The sequence below is a fragment of the Acinetobacter sp. AG3 genome (assembly GCF_022343575.1).
GTDB classification, from domain to species: Bacteria; Pseudomonadota; Gammaproteobacteria; order Pseudomonadales; family Moraxellaceae; genus Acinetobacter; species Acinetobacter guillouiae.
On the sequence record NZ_JAKQZD010000001.1, the window covers coordinates 1,306,538 to 1,331,942 of the forward strand.

Consider the following 25,405-nt stretch of genomic DNA (forward strand, 5'->3'; position numbering starts at 1 on the left):
TAGAATAACAACACGAGTTTAGAGTGATCCTTTAAACTCGTTTTTGGAGATAAGCATGTCTCAGTTTGATTTAGTGGTAATCGGCGGTGGGCCAGGTGGTTATGAAGCGGCAATTCGTGCTGCTCAACTTGGTTTCAAAGTTGCGTGTATCGAAAAACGTGTACACAAAGGTAAGCCATCTTTAGGTGGTACTTGCTTAAACGTAGGTTGTATTCCTTCTAAAGCACTTTTGGATTCTTCTCATCACTATGAAGACACTCTTCATGGCTTAGATGTTCACGGTATTACAGTTGAAAATGTCCAACTTGATCTTCAAAAGCTTCTTGCTCGTAAAGACAAAGTTGTAGATAACTTAACTGGCGGTGTTGCTCAATTGCTGAAAGGCAATGGTATCGAGTGGTTACAAGGTACAGGTAAATTACTTGCTGGTAAAAAAGTTGAATTCACACCATTAGAAGGTGGCGATGTTCAAGTTTTAGAACCTAAATTCGTAATTCTTGCAACTGGTTCTGTACCTGTAAATATTCCTGTAGCAAAAGTTGATGAAGACCTTATCGTTGATTCAACAGGTGCGTTAGAATTCCAAGAAGTGCCTAAACGTTTAGGTGTAATTGGTGCAGGCGTAATTGGACTAGAACTTGGTTCAGTATGGCGTCGTCTTGGCTCTGAAGTTGTTGTGTTTGAAGCATTAGATGCATTCTTACCAATGGCGGATAAAGCGTTGGCAAAAGATTATCAAAAACTTTTAACAAAACAAGGTTTAGATATTCGTATTGGCGCTAAAGTTTCAGGTACTGAAGTGAATGGTCGTGAAGTGACTGTTCAATATAACCAAGCAGGCGAAGATAAAACTCAAACTTTTGATAAATTAATCGTTTGTGTTGGCCGTAAAGCCTATGCAGAAGGTTTATTGGCTGAAGATTCAGGCATTAAATTAACTGAACGTGGTTTGGTTGAAGTGAACGATTGGTGTGCAACGTCTGTTGACGGTGTATATGCAATTGGTGACTTGGTACGTGGTCCAATGCTTGCGCATAAAGCAATGGAAGAAGGTGTAATGGCAGTTGAGCGTATGCATGGTCATGCTGCTCAAGTGAATTATGACACTATTATTTCAGTGATTTATACACACCCTGAAGCTGCGTGGGTAGGTTTGACTGAAGAGCAAGCTAAAGAGAAAGGTCACGACGTTAAAACCGGTCAATTCCCATTTGCTGTCAATGGTCGTGCTTTAGCTGCCAATGAATCTGCTGGATTTGTGAAGTTTGTTGCAGATGCAAAAACTGATCGTTTATTGGGTATGCATATCATTGGTCCAGGTGCTTCTGATATTGTTCACCAAGGTATGATTGCACTTGAATTTGTATCTTCAGTTGAAGATTTACAATTGATGACTTTCGGTCACCCAACTTATTCTGAAGTCGTTCATGAAGCAGCGCTTGCTGTTGATGGGCGTGCGATTCACGCGATTCAGCGTAAACGTAAATAACACAAAAAAGAGCGGTTTCGACCGCTCTTTTTACTTTTGATGGTTGTTTTTAATTGAATAATCATCTAAAAATAAAAGAACAAACTTTAATAAATGCCGATAGTTATTGCGATGGAAGTCTAATTATTGGTGTGTCATAACAATGTGAAAAGTAGTAAAAGGTAAAACATGAATCTACATGAGTATCAAGCGAAAACGCTGTTAAAAAAATATGGTATGCCAGTTCAAGAAGGCATTTTAATCACTACGCCCGAAGAAGCATCTGCTGCCTTTGAGCAAATTAGTGGCAAATTCGCTGTGATGAAGGCCCAAGTCCATGCAGGTGGTCGTGGTAAAGCGGGTGGCGTAAAAGTTGTTAAGTCAAAAGAAGAAGCAGCTGAATATGCAAAAAGCCTATTAGGTACTCGTTTAGTCACGTATCAGACGGATGCCAATGGTCAGCCGGTAAATAGTATCCTTGTTTGTGAAGATGTTTATCCTGTAGAACGTGAATTGTATTTAGGTGCAGTGGTTGACCGTTCTAGTCGTCGTGTGACATTCATGGCGTCTACAGAGGGTGGTGTAGAAATTGAAAAAGTTGCTGAAGAAACACCTGAAAAAATTATTAAAGTCGAAGTAGATCCATTGGTTGGTTTACTGCCATTCCAAGCGCGTGATGTTGGCTTCCAATTGGGTTTAAAAGATAAGCAAATCAGCCAATTTGTAACCATCATGACAGGCGCGTACAAAGCATTTGTTGAAAATGACTTTGCACTATTTGAAATTAACCCACTTTCAGTTCGTGAAAATGGCGAAATCTTATGTGTAGATGCCAAAGTCGGTATTGACTCAAATGCACTTTATCGTTTGCCTGAAATTGCAGCGATGCGTGATAAATCTCAAGAAAATGAGCGTGAGTTAAAAGCATCTGAATTTGACCTTAACTATGTTGCTTTAGAAGGTAATATTGGTTGTATGGTGAATGGTGCTGGTCTTGCGATGGCAACAATGGACATCATCAAACTGTATGGTGGTCAGCCAGCAAACTTCCTTGATGTTGGTGGCGGTGCGACTAAAGATCGCGTCATTGAAGCATTTAAAATTATTCTTTCAGATTCATCTGTACAAGGTGTATTGATCAATATTTTTGGTGGTATCGTACGTTGTGACATGATTGCTGAAGCGATTATTGCAGCGGTTCAAGAAGTAAATGTAACCGTACCTGTAGTTGTTCGTTTAGAAGGGAACAATGCAGAATTAGGTGCTAAATTACTTGATGAATCAGGTCTAAAATTAATTTCTGCGAACGGCTTAGCTGATGCTGCAGAAAAAGTTGTTGCTGCTGTGAAAGCGTAAGGAGTATCAATCATGAGCGTATTAGTTAATAAAGACACAAAAGTATTGGTACAAGGCTTTACAGGTAAGAATGGTACATTCCATTCTGAGCAATCAATTGCATACGGTACAAAAGTAGTTGGTGGGGTAACACCGGGTAAAGGTGGTCAAACTCATATTGGTCTACCTGTTTTCAATACAATGCGTGAAGCAGTAAAAGAAACGGGTGCAAATGCAACATCAATTTATGTGCCTGCACCATTTGTACTGGATTCAATTGTTGAAGCAGTCGATTCTGGTATTGAGTTAATCGTGGTGATCACCGAAGGTGTTCCAACCTTAGACATGTTAAAAGCGAAACGTTACCTTGAAACTTATGGTAATAATGCACGTTTAATCGGTCCAAACTGCCCAGGTATTATTACACCGGGCGAATGTAAAATTGGAATTATGCCAGGCCATATCCATCAACCAGGTAAAATCGGGATCATTTCTCGTTCTGGTACATTGACTTATGAAGCAGTTGCTCAAACGACTAAGCTTGGTTTAGGTCAGTCTACGTGTATTGGTATCGGTGGTGACCCAATTCCGGGTATGAACCAAATTGACTGCTTAAAACTTTTCCAAGAAGACCCACAAACAGAAGCAATCATCATGATTGGTGAAATTGGTGGTAGTGCGGAAGAAGAAGCTGCTGAGTATATTCAATCTAATGTGACTAAACCTGTTGTTGGTTATATTGCGGGTGTAACAGCGCCTAAAGGTAAGCGTATGGGGCACGCAGGAGCGATTATCTCTGGCGGTAAAGGTACTGCTGAAGAGAAGTTTGCTGCATTTGAAAAAGCGGGTATGGCATATACGCGTAGCCCAGCTGAACTTGGTTCAACTATGTTTGATGTCTTAAAAAAGAAAGGCTTAGTTTAATTCAAAGTTTAAATTTTTAAGCTAAAAAATGGGAGCCAATCGGCTCCCATTTTTATTGGTTGTAGAGTATTGGTTGTCGCTTCTTGATGGTTAGTGTTTAATCTTGTGATCAAGATAAAGGAGATTTATATAAGATGGGTGATCTGTGATTAGCCTTTGACTAAACCACCATCCACAATCAAATTTTGTCCTGTTACAGCGCGTGACCACGGTGATAAAAACATCAGCACGGCATCTGCAAACTGCTCAGGTGTGGTGACTTCTTGCAAGGGCGTAGAGGCAGCGATCAAATCAAACACTTGATCAGGTGTTGCACTGCTGGCATCAGTCTTGCGTAATAGACCACCTGAAAGCATATTTACATTAATGCCATACTGACCTAAATCGTGTGACGTTGTGCGGGTAAAGGCCAAAAGTGCTGCTTTAGCCGCAGTATAATCATGATAGGGAACCACAGGATTCTGCACAAGATTGGTTCCAATATTGATGATTCGACCAAAATGATCTTTTTTCATATCTTCTAATGCAGCTTGGGTGGTGTTTAAAGCGGCTTTAACTGCACTGTCCAATTGCTGTTGCATACTGTGCCAGCTCAACGTTTCAACTTTTGGACGTAGATCACCATCAAATTTAAATGCCAATAGCGCATTATTAATCACTGAGGTGATTGCATGTCCATAATGCAGTTTTGCTTTTTTAAACATCGTGTTGACTTGATCTGCATTAGTTACATCTGCTTTGTAAATAAAAACCTGTTCGGCATGTTCCTTGGCAAGTTGTTGAGCGGATTCTTCACTATTGAAATAATTCACCACAACTCTTGCGCCTTCACGAATCAAAGCATGGGTAATTGCAAGTCCTAAACCACGTGCGCCACCAGTCACTAAAATAATTTGATCTCGTATTTCCATGTTCAAATCAACTCATTTGATATCAATTTAATTTTAGCACTTTTATTGATCAGACTCTTCGATTGAGAGATGAGTTACAAAGTTTATCAATTGCACCGATGCAAAATTAAAAATATAAAAAACTTCTAGAGGAATTTAAGCATCTTAGTGCATTAATTACATATGAATATTCAAATAATTAAACTTTTTAAATCCTATCGATGAAATGATGGCTCAGAATGATGGTTGATTGGTTTAACATATTGATCATATTATTTATAATTCAAACAAAGCACATTTGATATTGGATGTGCTTCAGCCATTTTGATCTATATGTAGGCTACAATTAGACGGATCATTTAAATTACTTATAAACAAATAGAGGAGACAACCATCTTGTTTTTTGATTGGTATAACTCCGATAAAAATGATGAATTGATTAGCCCAAACATGCGACCAATTTACCTGCTCAATTTAATGGTCATGTATATATTTTTTATAAATTCAAATGTTTATGCTTATGATGATCTGGCACTTATGCCAGAAGAGGCACAAAATCAAGTTGTAGAATATCAAGATGAATTATTAGGACAACCAGATCAATTGCAAGATGAGCAATTATTTAAAATTGAAAATCAAGAAAATAGCCTAAGTAATACTGAAATGATCACTGAGCGAAATGATATTTTTTTTGAACAAGATCAATTGCAAAAAAAGTTAGCAGAACAGCATGAGCATGAATTGGCAGATTATTCAATTTTAACCAATAAATTTTATGAAAATGAGCGTATTCGTGTGTTTAATTATACTGCTTATAATGTACAACAATTAAAGACCTCATTGCTCAATCCTTCAAATGATAATCCTGCGTCAAGTGAGCTTTATCTTTCTTTTGGTTATGGTATTGAATTTAAGATCAATGCTTTAAACAAAGTGGGTTATGAATACATCTCTAGTTTTCCTTATGATCGTGGTCAATTATTGCGTCTGTTTTGGATTAGAACGCTGACCTATTAACTATAAATATCTTATCGATCATTTTTATTACCATGAAGAAATCATGGTGGAAATACTACAACTTGAAACATAAGCTTGTTTAGCACTACACATTAAAAGACTAACTTAAACAAAATGAGATGAAGAGGTGAGTCATCATGTTAAACAAAGTTGTTGTGTTGGGTGTGGTTGCTATTTCATTAACTGGCTGTATTGTTGCACCATTTGATGATGGTCATCGCGGCGGTCATGGTCGTTATGATCAGCGACATGATTCAGATCATCGCTGGGATCAGCGTCGTGATGGTCGTTATGACCGAGATCGCAATGATCGTGACTGGAATTGGAAAGGGCGTTAATTCTTTATTTTCAATATAAAAATGGGCAATGTATGCCCATTTTTTTTAATTAATTTTTATTTTTGTAGGGCGGTACTGTCGCACTTTGCATTGAAAGTTTAAATATATTTGTGTAGGCAATACTATCTTTTTTGTAGGGGGATGCCACACGAGAGCAATACCCTAGATTATTTTTTTAAATAAACCTGCTTGTACTACACCAGCTTTGGTTTGTTTCTGTAATTGCCATGTTGAGGGTAAATTCAGTTGATTTAAGCCACGATCTGCTTCTACATAAATCAATGCTTGATCAGATAAGTATTGATCCGCTTTTTGAGCCAATTCATCCCATAAATTTAAACTATAGGGTGGGTCTAAAAACATTAAATCAAACTGTTCATTTAAATTAGATAAGGCTTGTTGTGCTGTTTGAATTTTCAGCTGACAGTTTTCAGCTTTAAGCAACTGAATATTGTCTTTTAAAAATTTAGCTTGCGTGGCATTGGGTTCAATCATGATGACATGACGTGCACCACGTGAAAGTGCCTCAAATCCTAAAGCACCAGAACCAGCACAAAGATCTAAGACTTTGGCATTTTGAATATCCCACATCAGCCAGTTAAACAATGTTTCACGCACTCGATCAGGGGTAGGACGTAAACCATCGATATCAGCAAAAGGAAGAACTCGACGTTTCCATTCTCCACCAATAATACGTAATTGGTTTTTCACTTTATTATTCACTGATATCAGCCTCAGGTACAGGTGGAGGAGTGGGTTGAGCTGTGGTCGTATTATGACCTTGAGCTGGTATACGGTTTTGGCTAGCCGTATTGGTCTGTGTATTTGGCTTCGGTTTAGGCAAAGCATTTGGATCTGCTGCAAGTGAAACATCACCACTTGGCAGTTCACCCGGTTTGATGCCTGCTGTCATTAAGCCACCACTGACTTGATGGTTAAGCGGTACAATTGGATTCTTTTTGCGAGTCAGCAACCAGTAATCAAACACAGGACGAGCAATCTTGGCGGCAGAACCACCATGCTTACCATTTTCCCAAATCACAGCAATGGCAATTTCAGGGTTTTCAGCAGGTGCAAAGCCAACAAATAAACCGTGGTCTAACTGGCGTGCTGAAAGTGCAGCTTCATTATAGCGTTTGCCTTGGGCAATACTCTTGACCTGTGCTGTACCGGTTTTACCTGCGATTTGGTACATTGGTGTACGAATACCACGACCTGTACCTGTTTGAATAACATCAACCATTGCATCACGCATTTTAATCCAGTCTTCATCAGTACCACTGAAGTTGATTTTTCCTGTCGGAGCATTGAGTACTTCATGCTTTTTTGCTCCTTTGGATTCACGTAATACATGCGGTGTGACATGTGCACCATGGTTGGCGGTAATTGCTGTTGCCATCGCCAGTTGTAATGGAGTCGCGGTAAACGCACCTTGACCGATACTGACAGAAATGGTTTCACCTTTAAGCCATTTGCTTTTTCGAGTACGCATTTTCCATTCAGGGCTTGGATATAGACCTGTACTTTCGCTTGGTAAATCTACTCCGGTTTTTTCACCGAAACCAAATTGGCGCATCCATTCATTCATGCGATCTATACCCATCTGGTAAGACAAGATATAGAAGTAAGTATCACAAGAAACCACAATGGATTTATGTAAGTTGACTGAGCCATGTCCAGTCTTTTTCCAGTCACGGAATTTATGTGAATCACCGGGTAAATGGAAATAGCCAGGATCGGAAATTGCAGTTCCCCAATCCACCGTTTTAAAGTGAATACCGCCTAAGCCTTCCATCGGCTTAATGGTAGAGCCGGGAGGGTAAGTTCCTTGGACCGCACGGTTATAGAGCGGTTGATCTAGGTTGTCACGCAAGGCTGTATAGTCTGCATGTCCAATACCAGTTACAAATAAGTTCGGATTAAAACTTGGGCTTGAAACCAGTGCTAATATTTCACCAGTACGTGGGTCAATTGCGACGATTGCACCACGACGATCTTTAAGCTGTTCTGCTGCAATGGTTTGCAGACCATAATCGAGTGAAAGATATAAATCATTGCCTCGAGTCGACTCTTTACGGCCTAAATGACGTAAGACATTACCATGTGCATCGGCTTCAATCGATTCATAACCAGGAACACCATGCAGTAAATCTTCATAGGATTTTTCTACACCAATTTTCCCGATCAGGTTCGTTCCAGCATAACTATCTTTATCAATTGCTTTGAGTTCTTTATCGTTAATACGACCCACATAGCCAATAACATGGGCAAATAGCTCACCATGTGGATAATAGCGGGTCATTTGTGTTTCGATATCAACGCCCGGAAATTGAAACTTGACTTCACTAAAGCGCGCAATATCTTGTTCTGTTAGGTTTAGCTTTAAGGTGACTCGTTCTGTTTTTTTAGAGGCTTTAATCCGACTGTTAAAACGGTCAATATCTTCTTGATTCAGATTTAAAATTGGAATTAAACGCTTAACCGTATCATCTATATCTTCGACATCGGCTTTGCTGAGGGTTGCAGTAAAAACAGGGTAGTTATCTGCCAGTAAAATCCCATTACGATCATAAATATAGCCACGTGCTGGTGCGATAGGCTGGAGTCGAATACGGTTTTTATCTGATGCTTCACTAAATTCTTGGTGATGGAAAATTTGCAGATAAGCATAACGTGCAACCAGAAGGCACATAAAAAATGAAACAATACCAATCGCAAAAAAGACACGACTACGAAAGATGCGTTTTTCTTGTTGGACATTTTTTAGAGGAAACTGCTGCTTCATACGTCGTCGGCTTTAGTACTTAAAGATGGGTGAATTTAGGGGTCAAACATTTTACCCCAGATTGAGTCTTAAAAATTAAAAAACACAAATAACTCATCAAAATATATTTTAACTCAGTCTCTGCAACAAATTTGTTATGCCTTATACAGGTCCGTTGACATTTCACCTGAAAAATATGCATCGTTGTAAACATAGAGGAATTGTCAATAGAGCCTATATGGATTTGACCTTAGCGACATTAAATTTATAGCGTTTTGTATATGAGTGCCAAAATAATTCTGTTAAAGTCGAGCCTTAAGGATAAATAGATTCGACCTAAGTTAAGATTAGGGATAATGGAGAAAATAATGAAAAAAATCTTTCCCTTATTAATGTTAGTAGCTGTCGGAAATTTCGCGCATGCTGATGTTAAAGATTATTTGCCAGATATGAAGGGAATTTTACCAGAGGCAAAGTTTAAGCCTGAAGATGCTTCTAAATGGAATATCGGTGCGGGTGTAACGCAACAGATGGTCCATGCGAATGGTGAATGGGTAAATCCTTATGGAATTGCGTATACTAAATTAGGTGTTTTTTATAATGGCGACCATGAATTTGCTGGTCAAGTCGGCTATAGAATTCCTGTAGTATTAAATGGTAAAGATAAAAATGGATTCTATCTTGGGGTCTATGGCGGAACACTTAAAAGTAAAAAAGTGGACGGAAGTGATGAAGTCCAATATGGTGGTGGTGCCGATTTATCTTATGTTTTATTGAATAAAGAGCGTATAAGTACATTTAGTGTGGGGATGGGTGCAGGTAGTGAACTTCATAATAAAAATGGAGATATGGTCCTGGAAACTCGTCCACAAATACAATTTGCTTATACCTTAAGTGTCGGGTTCTAAAGTTTTTATGATTTTATCCATATCCTTCGACCGCAAATAGAAATAAATACGAGAGTCATGCATGTTGGAATACGTTAATGGTTTGTGGCACGCTTTTACAGCTCGACCTGATCATCTTGCCATTTTAAGTATCATCCCAGTGACAGCCTTTGTAACGTGGGCACACGTTTGGATGGCACTGAAAATGGTATTTTATCCAATCACGTTTTGGGGGTTTCATATTGGTCCCTTACCCGTGGGTTGGCAAGGGATTGTGCCACGCAAAGCTGGGCGAATTTCAGGCATCATCACAGACAATACATTATCCAAACTGGGTTCTTTGCGTGAATTTTTAGATGCAATGGACCCTGAAGATATGGCTCGGATTATCGGTGAACAAGTTGGTTTTGAGCTTGAGCATTTGATTGATGAGGTGATGTTAGATCGTAATGCTGTTTTGTGGGAAAATTTACCTTATTCGATTAAACGTCGAATTTATGGTCAAGCGCATAAACAATTGCCGGGTGTCTTAAGAGAACTCGTGACCGAACTGACCATGAACGTCGAGTCACTGGTCAATATGCGGGATATGGTCGTGACTCAAATGGAAGGCGATCGCCGTTTGATGGTCCGTATGTTTTTAAAAGTTGGGCAAAAAGAAATTAACTTTATTTGGCATATTAGTGCTGTAATCGGGAGTTTCTTTGGTATTTTCCAAATGTTTGTGTATGTCTTTGTACCACAACATTGGACGGTACCTTTCTTTGCAGCCGTTTGGGGCTTTTTAACCAACTGGATTGCAATCTGGATGGTTTTCAACCCAGTAGAGCCACATTACGTACGCTATCCCCAATTTTTTGAACGGACAAAAGATCGAAAATTTCCATGGATTAAACCTGTTATTCCAAGAATTGGCACTTATAATGTTCAGGGTGCGTTTATGAAACGCCAAGAAGAAGTGTCAGATGTTTTTGCAAGTGTCGTGACTGAAGATTTGATTACGTTAAAATCAATCATGACTGAAATGATGTATGGTCCTAAGAAAGAAAAAACCCGTCGTATTGTAAAGCGTCATATTAACGAAATTATGGAAACTCCATTGGTTCGGACCTCTTTACAATTGTCTTTAGGACTAAAAGAGTATGCAAAACTCAAGACAGACTTGATTGATCGGTCAATTGAAATTACGATGGTGCCTGTTTGCGACCCTGCGTTTAATGCGAGCCGTGCACAGAAAATTTTTCAGATGTTTAAAGAGCGGATTAGAGAGTTAACCCCAAAAGAGTTTCAAAACCTGTTACGTCCTGCATTTCAGGAAGACGAATGGATTTTGATTGTACTCGGTGGTGTGACTGGATTTTTTGCTGGTCTAATACATTTATTTGTGGCTTTCTTATAAATTTGATGCCATTACGATGATAAGTTTTAATTTGTCATGGCAAACGGTATCATACATATTGTTTTAAATGAGGATGTTTTTTTATGCGCATTATATTACTCGGACCACCTGGAGCAGGTAAAGGTACACAAGCTCAGTTGATCTGTAAGCGCTACAATGTCCCACAAATTTCAACCGGTGATATGCTCCGTGCTGCAATTCGTGAAGGTACTGAATTAGGTCTTAAAGCTAAAAGTGTAATGGAATCAGGTGGTTTAGTATCTGATGAGCTTATTATCGGTTTAGTGAAAGAACGTATTGCACAACCTGATTGTGTAAATGGTTGTATTTTCGATGGTTTCCCACGTACGATTCCTCAAGCTGAGGCTTTAGAGAACGAAGGGATTAGCATTGACCATGTGATCGAAATTGAAGTACCAGACGAAGAAATCGTAAAACGTCTTTCTGGTCGTCGTCAGCATCCAGCATCTGGTCGTGTTTATCACACGATTTATAACCCACCGAAAGTGGAAGGTAAAGATGATGAAACTGGCGAAGATCTTGTGCAACGTCCAGATGACGAAGAAGCAACGATTCGTAAGCGTTTAGGCTCTTATCATAATGAAACTGAACAGCTTGTTGGTTTCTATCAAGGACGTGCAGCTTCTGGGGAAAATGCACCGACTTATAATAAATTGAACGGTTTACGTCCAATAGAAGATGTCCAAAAAGATTTATTTGCGATTTTAGATAAATAAGACCGCATTCAAAGCATTTTTTTAAGCTTTGACAATAACAGAGACCTGATTCATATTAGGTCTCTTTTTTTTTGCAAGAGTGGCGTAGAGAGTGAAGTTTGTATTAATTGCCTTGGTCATTTTGAGTATATTGCTTCTTTTGGGCTTATTGTATATGAGCTTTAAATTGCTACGCAAAGCACAAAAAGAAGAGCTTCAGCAACGCCGTGAAATGAGAAAATCAGGCAATTACCAAGTGCATCCACAGGTGGCTGAAGAGTGGAAACGGCTTGAAAAGTTAAAGAAAGATTTGGAAAATAAAAAGTAAAATAAACAGGGAGATTCATGCAGAGGATAAATTAATCCTTATCTATCATCGCGCTTCATTCTTCCAAATTGATGAATTTAACTGATGAATTTGTATAATTGAGATGTGTAAACAATTAATTCTAAGTGTTTTGATTATCCATCTACATGCTAAATTCACAGCATTCATATTATAAGAAGACTGTCCAAATGAAATTGATTGCCATAGCAGCACATCGTAGCGAATATTTAGAGCCTATTCATTTTTCAGAGGGGACTTTGCTGAACATAGGCGAAAAGTATCAAGGCTCGGAGAATTGGGACAATTGGTATTTCTGCACAGTCGACAATGGATTAGAGGGGTGGGTTCCTACTCAAATCATTGAATGGATCAATAAGCATCAAGGCTATGCAATCGCAGATTACACAGCGAAAGAACTCAATGTTGATCATGGCGATCTATTGCTTGGACAAGAACAACTAAATGGCTGGATTTGGTGTAGCAGATTATCTAATGATCAGTCTGGTTGGGTGCCCTTAGAGGTGTTAAGTCAGATTTGATTGAGAACTATTTTAAGATGCTAGCTGTTTCTTCAGAAAATAACTTCCTCAGAAAAATGACAAAGCATGATCTTAATTAAACGATGATTATGCTTTGCTAAAATCTCTCGTTTATTCGTTACTTTGTTTTGACTTCGCGTGCAGCGCCAAACTCATATTTATCAGGCCAATTACAAACATCTGACACAATACATTCATTGCATTTGGGTTTACGTGCAATACAGCAGTAACGGCCATGTAAAATTAACCAATGATGCGAGTCTATAATAAATTCTTTTGGAATCACTTTAATTAAACGATGTTCGACCTCAAGCACGTTTTTACCTACTGCCAGTCCAGTGCGATTGCCAAGACGGAAGATATGCGTATCTACAGCCATTGTAGGCTGACCAAAGGCGGTATTTAGTACAACATTGGCAGTTTTACGACCTACACCGGGTAAAGCTTCTAAATCAGCACGATTGTCTGGAACTTGGCTATTGTGCTTCTCAATGAGAATCTTACAAGCTTTAATCACATTTTCAGCTTTGGCATTATATAAACCAATGGTTTTAATATATTGCTTTAAACCGTCTACACCCAATGCATAAATCTGTTCAGGAGTATTGGCGACAGGGAATAACTTATCAGTGGCTTTGTTGACACTTACATCTGTGGCTTGAGCCGATAAGGTAACGGCGACAAGCAACTCAAATGGGTTTGAGTAATTGAGTTCTGTTTTAGGATTTGGGCGTTGCTCACGTAATCGTTCAAAGAAAATCTGAATCTGCTTTTTGGTCATATTCTTTACAGTCATGATGCATCCTCTTGCAAAACAGATAACTGTTGAATCAATTCATTTAATTGATGTTGCTTATTTTCATCTGCTCGAACACTCAATTGTTTTTCTAGTTTTTTAATTTGAGTCCGCAGCTTAGCCAATTCAATGGTGGTTTTCGCATCTGTAACAATTGGATTTTTTATTGTGGGTTGGTTGATTTCAATGGTAGGTAAAGCCTGACTTTGCTGTGTTATTTGTGCAAAGAGTTCAGTGTCGATTTCTGCACGAACCACAGGGCCTTTACGATGGATGCGTTGCTTTTCTTCACGTTGAATATGTGCATAGTAACGACCACGTAAGTCATTTTGTTCTAAGAGACGTTGTTCGTCATTTGGAATAGGCTGAATGTCTTCAACTAAATCAATGCAATCTACTGGACAGGGAGCAATGCATAGTTCACAGCCAGTGCATAGATCTGTAAGTACAGTATGCATCAGTTTTCCAGAACCAATAATGGCATCTACAGGGCAAGCACTGATGCATTTGGTACAACCAATACATTCATCTTCACGAATAATGGCTTTCATGCGTTGTGGACGGCCATCGCTTTGAATTGGCCAGACACTTGGTTCAGCAATGAGTTTATTACGATTGAGTATATCCGCAAGCGCATCTGCAACAGGTTGCCCACCTGGCACACATTTATTGGCTTCTTCGCCTTTTTCTACAATAGATTTTGCATAAGGTAGACACCCATCACGGTGACCACAGAGTCCACATTGTGTTTGTGGCAAAATGGCATCTATTTGCTGAATGAAGGAAAGCGATGAATTCATGTGAATAAAACTTTAAAGAAAAATGAACAAATGCTTGGTAAAAGCGAAGAATATTTTGCAATTTTAGCATGTTTTGTAGTGAAAATCTTTGCTCTAATTTGGCGCTAAAAATGCGCTAATTTAGATCAAAATATCGAATATTTTTTGGTTAAAAACGCCAACAAATTGACATTTTATTTGAGGGTGATTAGAAATTATCATATTGAATTTAAATATTATTTGAAAAAACATTTGAAAAAAGGTTGTGGATTATATACAAAAGGGATTAAATACTTTGCGCCAAAATTTATCATTTTATTAAAAGGGTTGACCTTTTTTGTATCATTTTCTGCTGAGGAATGAGCGTTGAAATATAATAGCCTGAATGACTTTTTAAATTACGTTAAAGCACGTGATCCAAATCAACCAGAGTTTTTACAAGCTGTGGAAGAAGTTATGACCAGTTTGTGGCCATTTATTGAGAAAAACCCAGAGTATGCTGAGCACGGTTTGCTTGAACGTCTTGTTGAGCCAGAACGAGCGATTCAATTCCGTGTTTCATGGGTAGATGACAAGGGTCAAACTCAAGTTAACCGTGCTTTTCGTGTTCAATATAATTCTGCTATTGGTCCATTTAAAGGCGGCATGCGGTTTCACCCATCTGTAAATCTCTCTATTTTAAAATTTTTAGGTTTTGAGCAGACGTTTAAAAATGCCTTGACCACACTGCCTATGGGCGGTGGTAAAGGTGGTTCTGATTTCGATCCGAAAGGCAAGTCAGACGGCGAGATCATGCGTTTTTGCCAAGCATTAATCATCGAACTTTACCGTCACCTTGGTTCTAATACTGATATTCCAGCAGGGGATATTGGTGTGGGTGGTCGTGAAGTAGGTTACATGGCGGGTATGATGAAAAAGCTCAGTAATGACACTTCATGTGTATTTACGGGTAAAGGTTCATCATTCGGTGGTTCTTTGGCTCGCCCAGAAGCAACAGGTTTTGGTACAGTTTATTTTGCTGAAGAAATGCTAAAAACTCGTGGTGAAAGCTTCAAAGATAAAATTGTGGTGATTTCAGGTTCGGGCAATGTGGCGCAGTTTGCTGCAGAAAAAGCCATGTACTTAGGTGCGAAAGTGGTTTCATTGTCTGACTCAAACGGTACAGTACATGTAAAAAATGGCTTTACCAATGAGCTTCTTGCTGAAGTGATGGAACTTAAAAACGTAAAACGTGGACGTATTTCTGAGTTTGCTTCAAAACACGGTTTTGAATATTTAGAAGGTCAACGCCCTTGGTCAATTCAGTGTGATATTGCATTGCCATGCGCAACGCAAAATGAATTAAATGAAGAAGATGCAGATGTACTGCTTGCCAATGGTGTAATCTGTGTTGCTGAAGGTGCCAATATGCCTTCAACACTAGAAGCTGTAGAAAAATTTGTAGAAGCAAAAATCCTTTATGCACCAGGTAAAGCGTCAAATGCAGGTGGTGTTGCCACTTCTGGTCTTGAAATGTCACAAAATTCGATTCGTTTGGGGTGGACATTTGAAGAAGTGGATGAGCGCCTACATGCAATTATGAAAGAAATTCACCGTAACTGTGTGAAGTATGGTACTCAAGCAGATGGCACAGTGAACTATGTAAATGGTGCAAATATTGCTGGTTTTGTCAAAGTTGCCGATGCGATGTTAGCGCAAGGCGTGTTCTAATTTCAGTTTGATTTTGAACTTAAAACCGATGCTTTTGCATCGGTTTTTTTCTGAGCAATTAAAAACAGCGACAAGCTTATTTGCTCGGAATGGTTTCAACAATTGAGTCGAGTTCATATTGGTATTGAGACTGATCAGCTGCAGGATTGGCAATTTCTGTGCGTTTGACCTTAATAATTTGAGTAGACTTTGAATTATGGGTAAAGCCGTCAATAGAGTCATAAAAATAACTCGCTTCTTTCTCAGTATAATTCTTTTGACCAGTTTCGCTCAATGTTAATTCACGGACTAAAAGACAGGTTTGTGGTGCAACACCAGTACAAGGTCGAGTTTCAGGACTGACCTCTAAAAAAATAATTTGTGGTTGAGTTGCTGTATTTGAAACTTGGGTCTCTATAGATGCAGGCGTTGGAACTTTTTGAGTTGTGGATTCTTGGCTACATGCCATGACGAGCAATGGTAAGAGTAGTGCAATGCTTAATTTGTGATTCATGATTTTACCTTTATCGATCTTGCTGTATTAAAAAATGAGCTTTGCTGCAATCACTATGGATTGTTAAGTTTCTATTATTGAGTGTAATATATTCACTGCTTTTTTTAATTATTGTTCAATATTAGATGTTCTGCATCGATTAAAATAAAGATGCAAAGTTTAAGATAGAAATATTTTGATTATCTGGCTGAAAAAACATAAAACTGATTTAAATCTAGATGTTTATAAATAGTTAAACAAAGAAAAGCTGAAGTTCAACTTCAGCTTTTCTATACAATTATTTTACAGTTTCACGTTCGATAATCATGTCTTGTACATAAGCGTATTTAGACTGATCAGCAGCAGGGTTTTTAATCTCATAACGTTTTACACGAACCACTTGGCGCTCAGCAGGGCTATGAGTAAAGCCTTCGATTTGGTCATAGAAATATGTCCAATCTTTATCTACTTGGGTTTTTACACCATTGTCAGCATATTTGATTTCGCGTACTTGTAAACACTGCATTTTTCTTACACCAGCAGAACATTCTTTAGTTTCTGGGCTGATTTCTAAGAAAATTGTTTCACCTTGGCTTTGGTATTTAGTTTCAGGTGTCATTTTACCTGTAAATACAACTTTACCACCTGTCGCGTTTACCAAAGTCAGCGTTGGGCTTTCAGTGTTTGCTGTATCGAGTACAAATGCTGTTTTATTTGATTGGAACAATGCAGCAGCAAAACTTTCTTGTTTCATTAATTCAGGAGAACACATCATATTGGTTGATGCAATATTGCCTGTAACTAATAAACCGTTTTCAACTTTTGCACTGGTCATTAGTCGGTTACAGCCAGTCGCAACACTTAGACGTTGGTCTGCAAAATTGAGTACGATGGGTTGTTTTGTATCTGCTGGTTGATAAGACCATTGATAAGCATTTAATGTTTGCTCTGCATTACCTTGTTGTTGTAATACTTTCACAGCGGTATCACCCAATTTTTGAATATCGCCAGATTGGCAAGCCGCTAGGGCTAAAGGAAGTACAGCTAATGCTAAATATTTGAATTTCATATTCTATTCACGTTTTAAAAAACTATGCATAGGATAAACCATGAAACACTAAAAGATATGGATACAATTTATTAATTCGGTTTCAATATGTATCCATATAACTAAAAGTTAAACAATAATTAACAAATTGTTATCATTTCTGCTGAATTTTGATCAATCAGGTTCTTTAGTCAAAACGATAAATATCCATACCTAGCGCACCCATTGAAAAACTACTGTGCACAATACTAAAGCGATGGCCTGTACCCATGGCGAAAAAAAGAGGCGCAAAGTGCTCAAGTGTTGGGTGATTTTTCTGTAGATAAGGAATGCTATCCCATTCCAATACCGCATCATAATTACTATGGTTGAGTTTGCTCACCACATAATTTCTAAATGTAGATGCCCATTCAGGAACATTCCCATCTTTGCCGTTCCATGACAATTCTCTTAAATTGTGAGTGATACTGCCTGAACCAATCAATAAAATTTGTTTTTCACGGAGTGGGGCAAGTGCTTGACCAATTTGGTAGATTTGATCAGCATGCATATCCATCGGTAAAGAAATTTCAATGACTGGAATATCTGCCTCAGGATACATATGTAATAAAGGCATCCATACACCATGATCACGAGGTCGAGTACTATTTGCATGTGCAGGGAGGTGAGCTTCAGCCAAGAGATGTAGAATTTCTTCCGCCAATTCAGGATTTCCTGGTGCGGGATAGCGAATCTCATACAGCGCTTGAGGAAAACCACGAAAGTCATGCCATGTTTCAGGGCGTACACCTGTATTGACTTCTAAAGCCTCACTTTCCCAGTGGGCAGACATCACCACGATGGCTTGTGGTTTTGGCAAATTTAGACCAAGACGATGTAGTGCAGGACCGACTTGTTCAGGATCTAGCGCAAGCATGGGAGAGCCATGTGAAATGAATAAACCTGGGAGTGTTTGTAAGTTCATATCTTTGTGCCTAAATGATCATTAAATACAGCGTGAATTGCCCATTCTAGCTAAAATGTATGCTCTCAATAAGCCTTTTATTTCAACAGACTGTTTCAACAATGCAACTTTTGCCCAATTATATGACTAGCCAGCACGATGATACGGATGATTATGGTTAATACTCATCGCACGATAAAGTTGTTCAATCAGCATAACCCGAACCAATGGATGGGGCAGAGTCAGTTTTGACAGTGACCAGTGCCAAGCAGCAGCTTTTCGCACAGCTTCAGAATGCCCATCTGGTCCGCCAATGGCCAGTGCAACATCATAACCTTCAAGCATCCAGCCTTTCATGGTTTCAGCCAGCTTTTCAGTACTAAATTCACGTCCGCCTACTTCAAGTGCAATCAATACTTCATTGTGTTTCAGTTGGCTGAGAATACTATCACCCTCAATTTGGCGATATTTTAAAATATCTGCTTCTGAATCATTTTTGCCACGCTTTGCCATCGGGAGTTCAATAATTTGCGTCTGTACAAAAGGTTGGATTCTTTTGAAGTAATCCTCAAAACCAGTTAATACCCAAGCAGGCATTTTTTGACCAATGGTCAGAATACGGATTTTCATATTAACAATTTCTAACGTGGTAATTGCATCATTATAGCGTGATATTGGTTATTCTCAGGCGTACAACAAGAACTGAATGTCTAATTGCTGTTTTTTTAAATTATAGCTATACCAACACGCTTTTAAATTGGATTTATACATGCAAATAGCTTATCCAAATTTTTTAAATTTAAACTATCTTTTCATTATATTGCTCAGCTGTGGGCTTTCAACAGGGAGTGTCGCTGCAGAACAACGCTATGATCAGCAAGCTGAACCTGATCGTTTAAACAGTTATTTACAACAAGTGATTCACCCACAAGCGTTTCGAAATTATCAAAATATTCAAGAGCTCGATCGAGTTGCGGCATTCATTAAACAACAACTTGAACAGTTTGCGATTCCTTGTGAATACCAGCCTTATCAAGTCAAAGGCAAAACCTATCGAAATGTAATCTGTCACTTACAAATGGGTCATGCCAAAAAAGTGATTGTTGGTGCACATTATGATGTTTATGGAAATTTCAAAGGTGCTGATGATAATGCTTCTGGTGTGGTGGGGCTAATAGAGATCGCACGAATTTTAGCAGCCAATAAAGCCAGTCTTAAACAGAATGTTGATTTTGTCTTTTATACTTTGGAAGAACCTCCATATTTCCGTACTGAACATATGGGGAGTTATATTCATGCACAATCCATTTTAAAACAAAAAGATCAAATTCAAGCGGTGTATATTTTGGAAATGATTGGATATTTTGACCATAAAAATGTTCAGGATTATCCATCGGGATTAGCTTTGTTTTATCCCAAACATGGGAATTTTATTGGCGCAGTGAGTAATTTCACTTCACGTGGTTTGAGCGAAAAATATTGTGATGCCATGAAAGCGTTAAAACGCCTTGATTGTCAAAGATTGATAGCGCCATCATTTGTACACGGCGTGGATTTCTCAGATCATTTGAATTATTGGCGCTTCGATATCCCTGCTATTATGATCACAGATACGGCTTTTTTTAGAAATAAGCATTATCATACCCAAGAGGATACTGTTGAAAAACTCAATTTAAATAAGATGGCAGAAGTCATCAATGGCGTGGTGTATACAGTTTTACAAGACTGATATTTTTCAATCTGGTTATATTATTTGCTATTTTGATCAAAGGAGAGCTTATGCAATACGGTGCAATGCAATTGCTCTCGATGTGGATTAAGGATCGGAAAATACAGAATCAATCGGTACATACCTTAGATGCTTATTTTCGAGATGTATCCAACTTTATTGATTTTTGTTATGACAAGCAGATTGAGTTAAAACAAGTCGAAGCTGCAGATTTAAGAGAATATGTGGCTTATCGTGTTGAAAAAGATCAGCTTTCGACCAGTAGTTTACAACGGCATCTAACTTCAATTCGTCAGTTTATGAAGTGGGCCAAACAAGGTGGTTATTTAGAAATCAATGCAGCGGATGATTTTCAGATAAAGCGGCAAGCTCGACCATTACCGGGGATGATCGATATTGAAACGGTTAATCAAATCATGGATCAGCCCGAACCTGAAAAGCCAATCGAGAAGCAATTGTGGTTACGAGATAAGGCTATTCTCGAGTTGCTCTATTCCAGTGGCTTACGCTTGGCGGAAGTGCAAAGTTTAACCATACGAGATATTGATTTTCCCCGTCATTTATTGCGTATCACGGGTAAGGGGAATAAGACTCGAATTGTACCTTTCGGCTCTAAAGCGAGAGAGAGTCTGATTGAATGGTTAAAAATCTATCGAATCTGGAAGGGGGAATTTAGCCCTGAATCTTTAGTATTTATTACTCAACGCGGCACAAGTATTAGCCCACGTCAGATTGAAAATCGAGTCAAATACCAAGCACTACGTGCAGGGGTAAATGTTGATTTACACCCACATTTATTACGTCACTGCTTTGCCAGTCATATGTTGTCCAATAGTGGAGATCTGCGTGCAGTGCAAGAAATGTTAGGGCATAGCAATTTAACCACTACACAGATTTATACCCACGTCGATTTTGATCATCTGGCACAAGTTTATGATCAAGCGCATCCAAGAGCTGCTGCATCGAAAATAAAAAATTGACCTTGAATATAAGGCTTTATTAAGCGTTGATTTTTGTATTTTGTAGCGAATAGACCTGTTGAGAAGTACTGTTGGTTTTTTAATAAAATGCACAGTGCTTAAACACATTTAGCACAGAAAAAAGTCGAATAGATAATTGTTTTTAAAAATGCTCTCATGTATATCTAGGTTTGGTATTTATTCAATACATTTCTATTGATTCAATTTTGCAAAAAAATTAGGTCTTTCAATGATCCCTGAACTTGAACAAAAATATAAGCAACTGACTGACGCTCAAAAAGAAATTTTTAAGGGCTATGGCTTACGTCAAATTAAACATTTTGTAGAATTTAGCCTCCCCAAAATTGAGGCAACCTTACCGCAAGAAGGAAAAGTATTGGGTATCAATGCTGAGGGTAAAGTTCAAGCTGTAAATACCGCAACCAATCAGACCTATTTATGGATATCAGACCAACAATGGCAAGCGGCTCAAACAGTGTCTAATCATATTGACTTAAAAGAAGACTTTATTGAGATTTGGCAAGTGCTGGAGCTCAAAAATCAAGATTTGATTGATTTAAGCCATATTCATCGTGATTTTTTAGCAAGCATGGCGAAATAGTTCAATACTCAAATTGAAAATCTTGTTTTTGAATTCGATAGAGCTTCTCTTCATGTAGTGGATGGTGCTCATCAAAATCAGGATGTAGAAAGTTATGAGAAAAGCTCATTCCAATTTTTTTCATGACATTTTGCGAAGCAAGATTATGTTTAGCTGTAAATGCAACAATCTCTTGAAAATTCAGTTCTTCAAATGCAAATCTTAGACATGCTTGAGCTGCCTCAGTTGCATAGCCTTTATTCCAAAATTTTGGATCAAGTCGCCAGCCAATTTCTATACATGGTGAAAATTCAAATTTTGAGGGTTGTTGATGTAGTCCAACACACCCAATAAACTCTTGGGTTTCAATCAATTCAACGGCCCAAAGTCCCCAGCCTTTGATTTCGATTAAATATTTAATCTGATTTGCCAGTTCGTCACTTTGCTCACGATTTAAAATTTTGGGGAAAAATTGCATCACTTCAGGGTTTGCTGTGATTTTTGCAAATGCTTCGTAATCAGAAGCTTGCCATTGTCGAAGTAAAAGACGATCTGTACATAATTCATAAATCATTTTTATTAAACATCCTGATCAAAGCACTGCTTAGATAGAAAAGGGCGATAATTGTTAACGCATTGCCTCAGTCATATTTGGTTCGATATGCAGATCTTTGTTTTACGATATAAAATTTTGCATCGCCCAAGATAACCCGCATATTGACCAGCGTTACAGCTTTGGATTTTGTATACGATAAAGTACATGTTCAGCCAAAGCATGGTTTTTGTCTAAAGCGGGATGCATAAAGTTTTCAACATAATCCATACCAAGTCGTTGCATCACTTTTTCCGAAGCTTGATTCAGTACAGATGTGAAAGAAACAACTTGTTCTAAAGCTAATTTTTCAAATGCAAATACCAAACATTGCTGAGCTGCTTCTGTTGCATAGCCCTGATGCCAATATTGTTGTGCAAATCGCCAACCAATTTCAACACAAGGAGAGAAAGCATATCTTTCCGCTTGATTGGCTAGACCCACAAAACCGATAAATTGCTGATTTTCTTTTAACTCAACCGCCCAAAATCCCCAACCACATTCGGTAATTGAGTCTTGAAATCGATGTGCCAAAAGGTCACTTTCATTTTTTGACAAGGTCGCTGGAAAATACCGCATAACCTCTGGATCAGCATTTAAATCTGCAAAAGCTTCAAAATCACGAGCTTGCCATTGTCTAAGCATAAGTCTGGGTGTTTCTAATCGAACAGGGCGATTAAATGTTTTCATATTCACCTAATACGTATTTTTGAATTACAGATCTTCAAGAGGTAGCTGAAAGCTTTGTTTAATAATTTGACTTGGGACATCCGTTTTTACACTGGTAATACCATTCTTTTTGGTCAAATGTGTCGACTGAAATTTACGATAGCTTTCTAAATCAGGGACCACCACTTTTAACATCGCATCACATTCACCCAGAATAATATAACACTCCATGACCTGAGGCAGTTCTTTCATTGCTTCAATAAAGGTATCAATGGTTTCAGCATCTTGCCCTAACAACCAGATTCTTGAGAATAGCATCAATTGAAAGCCAATTTTTTGTGGATCCACCACTGTTGTATAGTTTTGGATAACTTTGGCTTCTTCTAAGAGTCGAACTCGTCTTAGGCATGATGAAGGCGAGAGCCCAATCTCACGAGCCAGATCATTATTTTGGATTCGACCATTGGCTTGTAAAGCACGAATGATATTTTTATCAATACGGTCTAGCTTGATTAGAATAGTCTTAGATGAAATTTTCATAAATTAGAATTTAATTTGAAAAATAATCATCATTATAGAATATTTGAAATCCTATTTTAAGCATTTTAAAAGATACTGTTTTCTTCTCGTAGTCAAACTTCAGAAAGGGAAAAGAGATGTCTGTATTTGTACTTTTTGCCTTAACGGTACTTCCGTTAATTTTCACACCAGGACCAGATATGTTATTTATCCTGTCACAAGTGATAGGTAAAGATGCGAAAGCAGGCATGATGGCGACAATCGGTATTTGTTCTGGCTATCTGGTTCATTCGATTTTGGTTGCGCTTGGCATTGCCGCAATTATTGTTTCATTCCCAGTATTGTTTGAGACGATTCGATATTTGGGGATCGCCTATTTATTGTATTTGGCATTTCATTTGATTAAATCAGTATTTAGCCAAAAGACATTACGTATTGAGCAGAAAGCAGTTTCAAATCCTATCCGCAAAGGCTTTGTTACGGCATTGTTGAATCCAAAAGGCATGTTGATCTATTTTGCGATTTTGCCACAATTTATCGATAAATCAGGCAACACTGTGTTTCAAGGCTTAGCCTTGTCAGCAATTTTTATTGCTTTGATATTCTTGGTGTATTGTGGTTTGAGCCTTTTGATTGCTCAATTGACCAAAGAGCAGCACATCAATGAACGTAAGCAAAAATGGATTGATGGTGGTTCAGGGACTTTGTTGACCATTGCAGCTGCATGGTTATTGGCAAATTAATCCAAGCAGAAACAAACGGGTGATTCTGAAAAGAAGCCCGTTTTTGCATATTTAGTATTTTGTTACAAGTTTAATGCCAAAAAGTTCACAAATTTAATCAATAAACATACTTAGAAAAATTGCTGAATCTGTCTAAAATGACAGAGCGTAGCAGTATCGATGAAAGGCTAGTGTCATCCCTTTGATTGATTGATAATTTATCTTAATTCTTTTGATTATTTATACAGAATCAATACAAATAATGTTATTTATCAATATATAAATATTGTCGAAATAGTAGCCTTACGTGTCTAAGTTAAATTATTTAGAAAAAATGTGAACTGTACGTTCAAGCTTTTTTATGACTTTTTACAGTAGTTTTGCGAATTGTGACTTGACCGAAATGCCAATCACATTGCAAGATAGGACACCTAAATAATTTTAAATGAAGCGTTATTATAACTCTTCTTAACATTTACTTTTGCTAAAACAGCCGAGGATTACATGAAGGCTCTTGTTGCTGTAAAACGTGTGGTTGATGCCAACGTTAAAGTTCGCGTTAAACCGGACAATAGTGGGGTAGACCTTACTAACGTTAAAATGTCAATTAACCCATTCGATGAAATCGCAGTTGAAGAAGCGGTTCGCTTAAAAGAAAAAGGAACAGTTTCAGAAATCGTTGTTGTTTCTATTGGACCAAAAGAAGCGCAAGAACAAATTCGTTCTGCTATGGCGCTTGGTGCAGACCGCGGTATTTTAGTTGAGGCTGATGACAGTCAACTTGGCGCTTTAGAAGTTGCTAAAATCCTAAAAGCTGTTGTTGAACAAGAACAACCACAACTTGTGCTTTTAGGTAAGCAAGCAATTGATGACGACTCTAACCAAGTTGGTCAGATGTTGGGTGCTTTACTTGGCGCTGGTCAAGGTACATTTGCTTCTGTAGTAACAGTAAATGGCGATAAAGTTCAAGTAACTCGTGAAGTTGATGGTGGTTTACAAACTGTTGAGTTAAATACTCCAGCGATCATCACTACTGACTTACGTTTGAATGAGCCACGTTATGCTGCGCTTCCAAACATTATGAAAGCACGTAAAAAGCCACTTGATACGAAAACTCCTGCAGATTTCGGTGTTACAGCAACTTCTAAACTTAAAACAGTTAAAGTTGAACCACCTGCAGAGCGTAAAGCTGGTGTACAAGTGAAGTCTGTAGACGAGCTTGTTGAAAAACTTAAAAATGAAGCGAAAGTGATCTAATACA

Annotated in this window: 28 protein-coding genes; 16 read left to right on the forward strand and 12 right to left on the reverse strand. The window is 38.2% G+C overall.

Annotated elements, in window-relative coordinates; all coding sequences use genetic code 11:
* Positions 1 to 55: 55 nt before the first annotated feature.
* The 3 genes from lpdA to sucD all read left to right on the forward strand — a co-directional run bounded on the left by lpdA (position 56) and on the right by sucD (position 3,727).
* Entirely contained in the window at positions 56 to 1,489 is a 1,434-nt protein-coding gene (lpdA, locus tag L3V46_RS06005; RefSeq protein ID WP_004717278.1) for a dihydrolipoyl dehydrogenase, read from the forward strand.
* Positions 1,490 to 1,657: 168 nt separating this feature from the next.
* Positions 1,658 to 2,824, forward strand: coding sequence for an ADP-forming succinate--CoA ligase subunit beta (gene sucC / locus L3V46_RS06010; RefSeq protein WP_004717276.1), 1,167 nt, complete (start codon positions 1,658 to 1,660; stop codon positions 2,822 to 2,824).
* 12 nt (positions 2,825 to 2,836) lie between these two features.
* Positions 2,837 to 3,727, forward strand: coding sequence for a succinate--CoA ligase subunit alpha (gene sucD / locus L3V46_RS06015; RefSeq protein ID WP_004717274.1), 891 nt, complete (start codon positions 2,837 to 2,839; stop codon positions 3,725 to 3,727).
* Positions 3,728 to 3,876: 149 nt separating this feature from the next.
* On the opposite strand, the gene L3V46_RS06020 is transcribed toward sucD, so the two are convergent.
* A complete protein-coding gene (locus tag L3V46_RS06020) occupies positions 3,877 to 4,638 on the reverse strand; it encodes a 3-oxoacyl-ACP reductase (protein ID WP_239045196.1) in 762 nt (253 codons plus the stop codon).
* A 375-nt stretch (positions 4,639 to 5,013) separates the two neighbouring features.
* Between L3V46_RS06020 and L3V46_RS06025 the strand changes: the two genes are divergently transcribed.
* The gene (locus L3V46_RS06025; RefSeq protein WP_081407368.1) at positions 5,014 to 5,634 is read left to right on the forward strand and encodes a hypothetical protein; all 621 of its coding nucleotides are present in this window, start codon (positions 5,014 to 5,016) and stop codon (positions 5,632 to 5,634) included.
* A gap of 137 nt (positions 5,635 to 5,771) precedes the next feature.
* The gene (locus L3V46_RS06030; protein ID WP_239045197.1) at positions 5,772 to 5,972 is read left to right on the forward strand and encodes a hypothetical protein; all 201 of its coding nucleotides are present in this window, start codon (positions 5,772 to 5,774) and stop codon (positions 5,970 to 5,972) included.
* Between the two features lie 162 nt (positions 5,973 to 6,134).
* Here L3V46_RS06030 and rsmD read toward each other — a convergent pair whose 3' ends face one another.
* On the reverse strand, positions 6,135 to 6,683 hold the full coding sequence (rsmD, locus tag L3V46_RS06035; protein WP_035371214.1) for a 16S rRNA (guanine(966)-N(2))-methyltransferase RsmD: 549 nt from the start codon (positions 6,681 to 6,683) through the stop codon (positions 6,135 to 6,137).
* A gap of 4 nt (positions 6,684 to 6,687) precedes the next feature.
* Positions 6,688 to 8,757 carry a penicillin-binding protein 2 gene (mrdA, locus tag L3V46_RS06040; protein WP_239045198.1) on the reverse strand — a complete coding sequence of 690 codons (2,070 nt, stop codon included), beginning with the start codon at positions 8,755 to 8,757 and terminating at the stop codon, positions 6,688 to 6,690.
* 347 nt (positions 8,758 to 9,104) lie between these two features.
* On the opposite strand from mrdA, the gene L3V46_RS06045 reads away from it, so the two are divergent.
* The 5 genes from L3V46_RS06045 (at position 9,105) to L3V46_RS06065 (ending at position 12,605) form a co-directional block, all read left to right on the forward strand.
* Positions 9,105 to 9,644, forward strand: coding sequence for a hypothetical protein (locus L3V46_RS06045; protein WP_004823189.1), 540 nt, complete (start codon positions 9,105 to 9,107; stop codon positions 9,642 to 9,644).
* 61 nt (positions 9,645 to 9,705) lie between these two features.
* A complete protein-coding gene (locus L3V46_RS06050; RefSeq protein WP_004717262.1) occupies positions 9,706 to 11,022 on the forward strand; it encodes a hypothetical protein in 1,317 nt (438 codons plus the stop codon).
* Between the two features lie 83 nt (positions 11,023 to 11,105).
* Positions 11,106 to 11,759, forward strand: a complete 654-nt coding sequence (gene adk / locus L3V46_RS06055) for an adenylate kinase (protein ID WP_004717260.1) — start codon at positions 11,106 to 11,108, stop codon at positions 11,757 to 11,759.
* Positions 11,760 to 11,850: 91 nt separating this feature from the next.
* Complete coding sequence (locus L3V46_RS06060) at positions 11,851 to 12,066, forward strand: hypothetical protein (RefSeq protein ID WP_004823188.1); 216 nt, start codon at positions 11,851 to 11,853, stop codon at positions 12,064 to 12,066.
* 188 nt (positions 12,067 to 12,254) lie between these two features.
* Entirely contained in the window at positions 12,255 to 12,605 is a 351-nt protein-coding gene (locus L3V46_RS06065) for an SH3 domain-containing protein (protein ID WP_239045199.1), read from the forward strand.
* Positions 12,606 to 12,723: 118 nt separating this feature from the next.
* Here the strand turns inward: L3V46_RS06065 and nth are convergent, their stop codons facing one another.
* Together nth and L3V46_RS06075 are read right to left on the reverse strand one after the other, a co-directional pair.
* Complete coding sequence (gene nth / locus L3V46_RS06070; protein WP_034612511.1) at positions 12,724 to 13,401, reverse strand: endonuclease III; 678 nt, start codon at positions 13,399 to 13,401, stop codon at positions 12,724 to 12,726.
* A complete protein-coding gene (locus tag L3V46_RS06075; protein WP_004823183.1) occupies positions 13,398 to 14,201 on the reverse strand; it encodes an RnfABCDGE type electron transport complex subunit B in 804 nt (267 codons plus the stop codon). Before L3V46_RS06075 ends, nth begins: the two co-directional genes overlap by 4 nt.
* 345 nt (positions 14,202 to 14,546) lie before the next feature.
* Here L3V46_RS06075 and gdhA point away from each other — a divergent pair, with 345 nt between their 5' ends.
* Entirely contained in the window at positions 14,547 to 15,890 is a 1,344-nt protein-coding gene (gdhA, locus tag L3V46_RS06080) for an NADP-specific glutamate dehydrogenase (protein WP_004823182.1), read from the forward strand.
* Between the two features lie 76 nt (positions 15,891 to 15,966).
* Here gdhA and L3V46_RS06085 read toward each other — a convergent pair whose 3' ends face one another.
* The 4 genes from L3V46_RS06085 to rlmH all read right to left on the reverse strand — a co-directional run bounded on the left by L3V46_RS06085 (position 15,967) and on the right by rlmH (position 18,983).
* Positions 15,967 to 16,383 (reverse strand): DUF4377 domain-containing protein, encoded by a 417-nt coding sequence (locus L3V46_RS06085; RefSeq protein WP_004823181.1) that lies wholly within the window; start codon positions 16,381 to 16,383, stop codon positions 15,967 to 15,969.
* Between the two features lie 277 nt (positions 16,384 to 16,660).
* On the reverse strand, positions 16,661 to 17,431 hold the full coding sequence (locus L3V46_RS06090; RefSeq protein ID WP_004717248.1) for an META and DUF4377 domain-containing protein: 771 nt from the start codon (positions 17,429 to 17,431) through the stop codon (positions 16,661 to 16,663).
* Between the two features lie 166 nt (positions 17,432 to 17,597).
* A complete protein-coding gene (locus L3V46_RS06095; RefSeq protein ID WP_239045200.1) occupies positions 17,598 to 18,374 on the reverse strand; it encodes a class III extradiol ring-cleavage dioxygenase in 777 nt (258 codons plus the stop codon).
* Between the two features lie 126 nt (positions 18,375 to 18,500).
* Positions 18,501 to 18,983 carry a 23S rRNA (pseudouridine(1915)-N(3))-methyltransferase RlmH gene (rlmH, locus tag L3V46_RS06100; protein ID WP_004717243.1) on the reverse strand — a complete coding sequence of 161 codons (483 nt, stop codon included), beginning with the start codon at positions 18,981 to 18,983 and terminating at the stop codon, positions 18,501 to 18,503.
* A 139-nt stretch (positions 18,984 to 19,122) separates the two neighbouring features.
* On the opposite strand from rlmH, the gene L3V46_RS06105 reads away from it, so the two are divergent.
* The 3 genes from L3V46_RS06105 (at position 19,123) to L3V46_RS06115 (ending at position 21,663) form a co-directional block, all read left to right on the forward strand.
* Complete coding sequence (locus tag L3V46_RS06105) at positions 19,123 to 20,082, forward strand: M28 family peptidase (protein ID WP_239045201.1); 960 nt, start codon at positions 19,123 to 19,125, stop codon at positions 20,080 to 20,082.
* A gap of 80 nt (positions 20,083 to 20,162) precedes the next feature.
* Entirely contained in the window at positions 20,163 to 21,062 is a 900-nt protein-coding gene (locus L3V46_RS06110) for a tyrosine recombinase XerC (protein ID WP_239046755.1), read from the forward strand.
* A 229-nt stretch (positions 21,063 to 21,291) separates the two neighbouring features.
* Positions 21,292 to 21,663: a hypothetical protein gene (locus L3V46_RS06115; protein ID WP_004717237.1), complete on the forward strand. Its 372-nt coding sequence runs from the start codon at positions 21,292 to 21,294 to the stop codon at positions 21,661 to 21,663.
* A 1-nt stretch (position 21,664) separates the two neighbouring features.
* On the opposite strand, the gene L3V46_RS06120 is transcribed toward L3V46_RS06115, so the two are convergent.
* The 3 genes from L3V46_RS06120 to L3V46_RS06130 all read right to left on the reverse strand — a co-directional run bounded on the left by L3V46_RS06120 (position 21,665) and on the right by L3V46_RS06130 (position 23,443).
* A complete protein-coding gene (locus L3V46_RS06120) occupies positions 21,665 to 22,216 on the reverse strand; it encodes a GNAT family N-acetyltransferase (RefSeq protein ID WP_239045202.1) in 552 nt (183 codons plus the stop codon).
* Between the two features lie 153 nt (positions 22,217 to 22,369).
* Complete coding sequence (locus tag L3V46_RS06125) at positions 22,370 to 22,924, reverse strand: GNAT family N-acetyltransferase (RefSeq protein WP_239045203.1); 555 nt, start codon at positions 22,922 to 22,924, stop codon at positions 22,370 to 22,372.
* 24 nt (positions 22,925 to 22,948) lie between these two features.
* Positions 22,949 to 23,443, reverse strand: a complete 495-nt coding sequence (locus L3V46_RS06130) for an Lrp/AsnC family transcriptional regulator (RefSeq protein ID WP_004717233.1) — start codon at positions 23,441 to 23,443, stop codon at positions 22,949 to 22,951.
* 116 nt (positions 23,444 to 23,559) lie between these two features.
* Between L3V46_RS06130 and L3V46_RS06135 the strand changes: the two genes are divergently transcribed.
* Together L3V46_RS06135 and L3V46_RS06140 are read left to right on the forward strand one after the other, a co-directional pair.
* The gene (locus L3V46_RS06135) at positions 23,560 to 24,165 is read left to right on the forward strand and encodes a LysE family translocator (RefSeq protein ID WP_056518144.1); all 606 of its coding nucleotides are present in this window, start codon (positions 23,560 to 23,562) and stop codon (positions 24,163 to 24,165) included.
* A gap of 483 nt (positions 24,166 to 24,648) precedes the next feature.
* Positions 24,649 to 25,401 carry an electron transfer flavoprotein subunit beta/FixA family protein gene (locus L3V46_RS06140; protein ID WP_004823176.1) on the forward strand — a complete coding sequence of 251 codons (753 nt, stop codon included), beginning with the start codon at positions 24,649 to 24,651 and terminating at the stop codon, positions 25,399 to 25,401.
* Positions 25,402 to 25,405 lie beyond the last annotated feature (4 nt).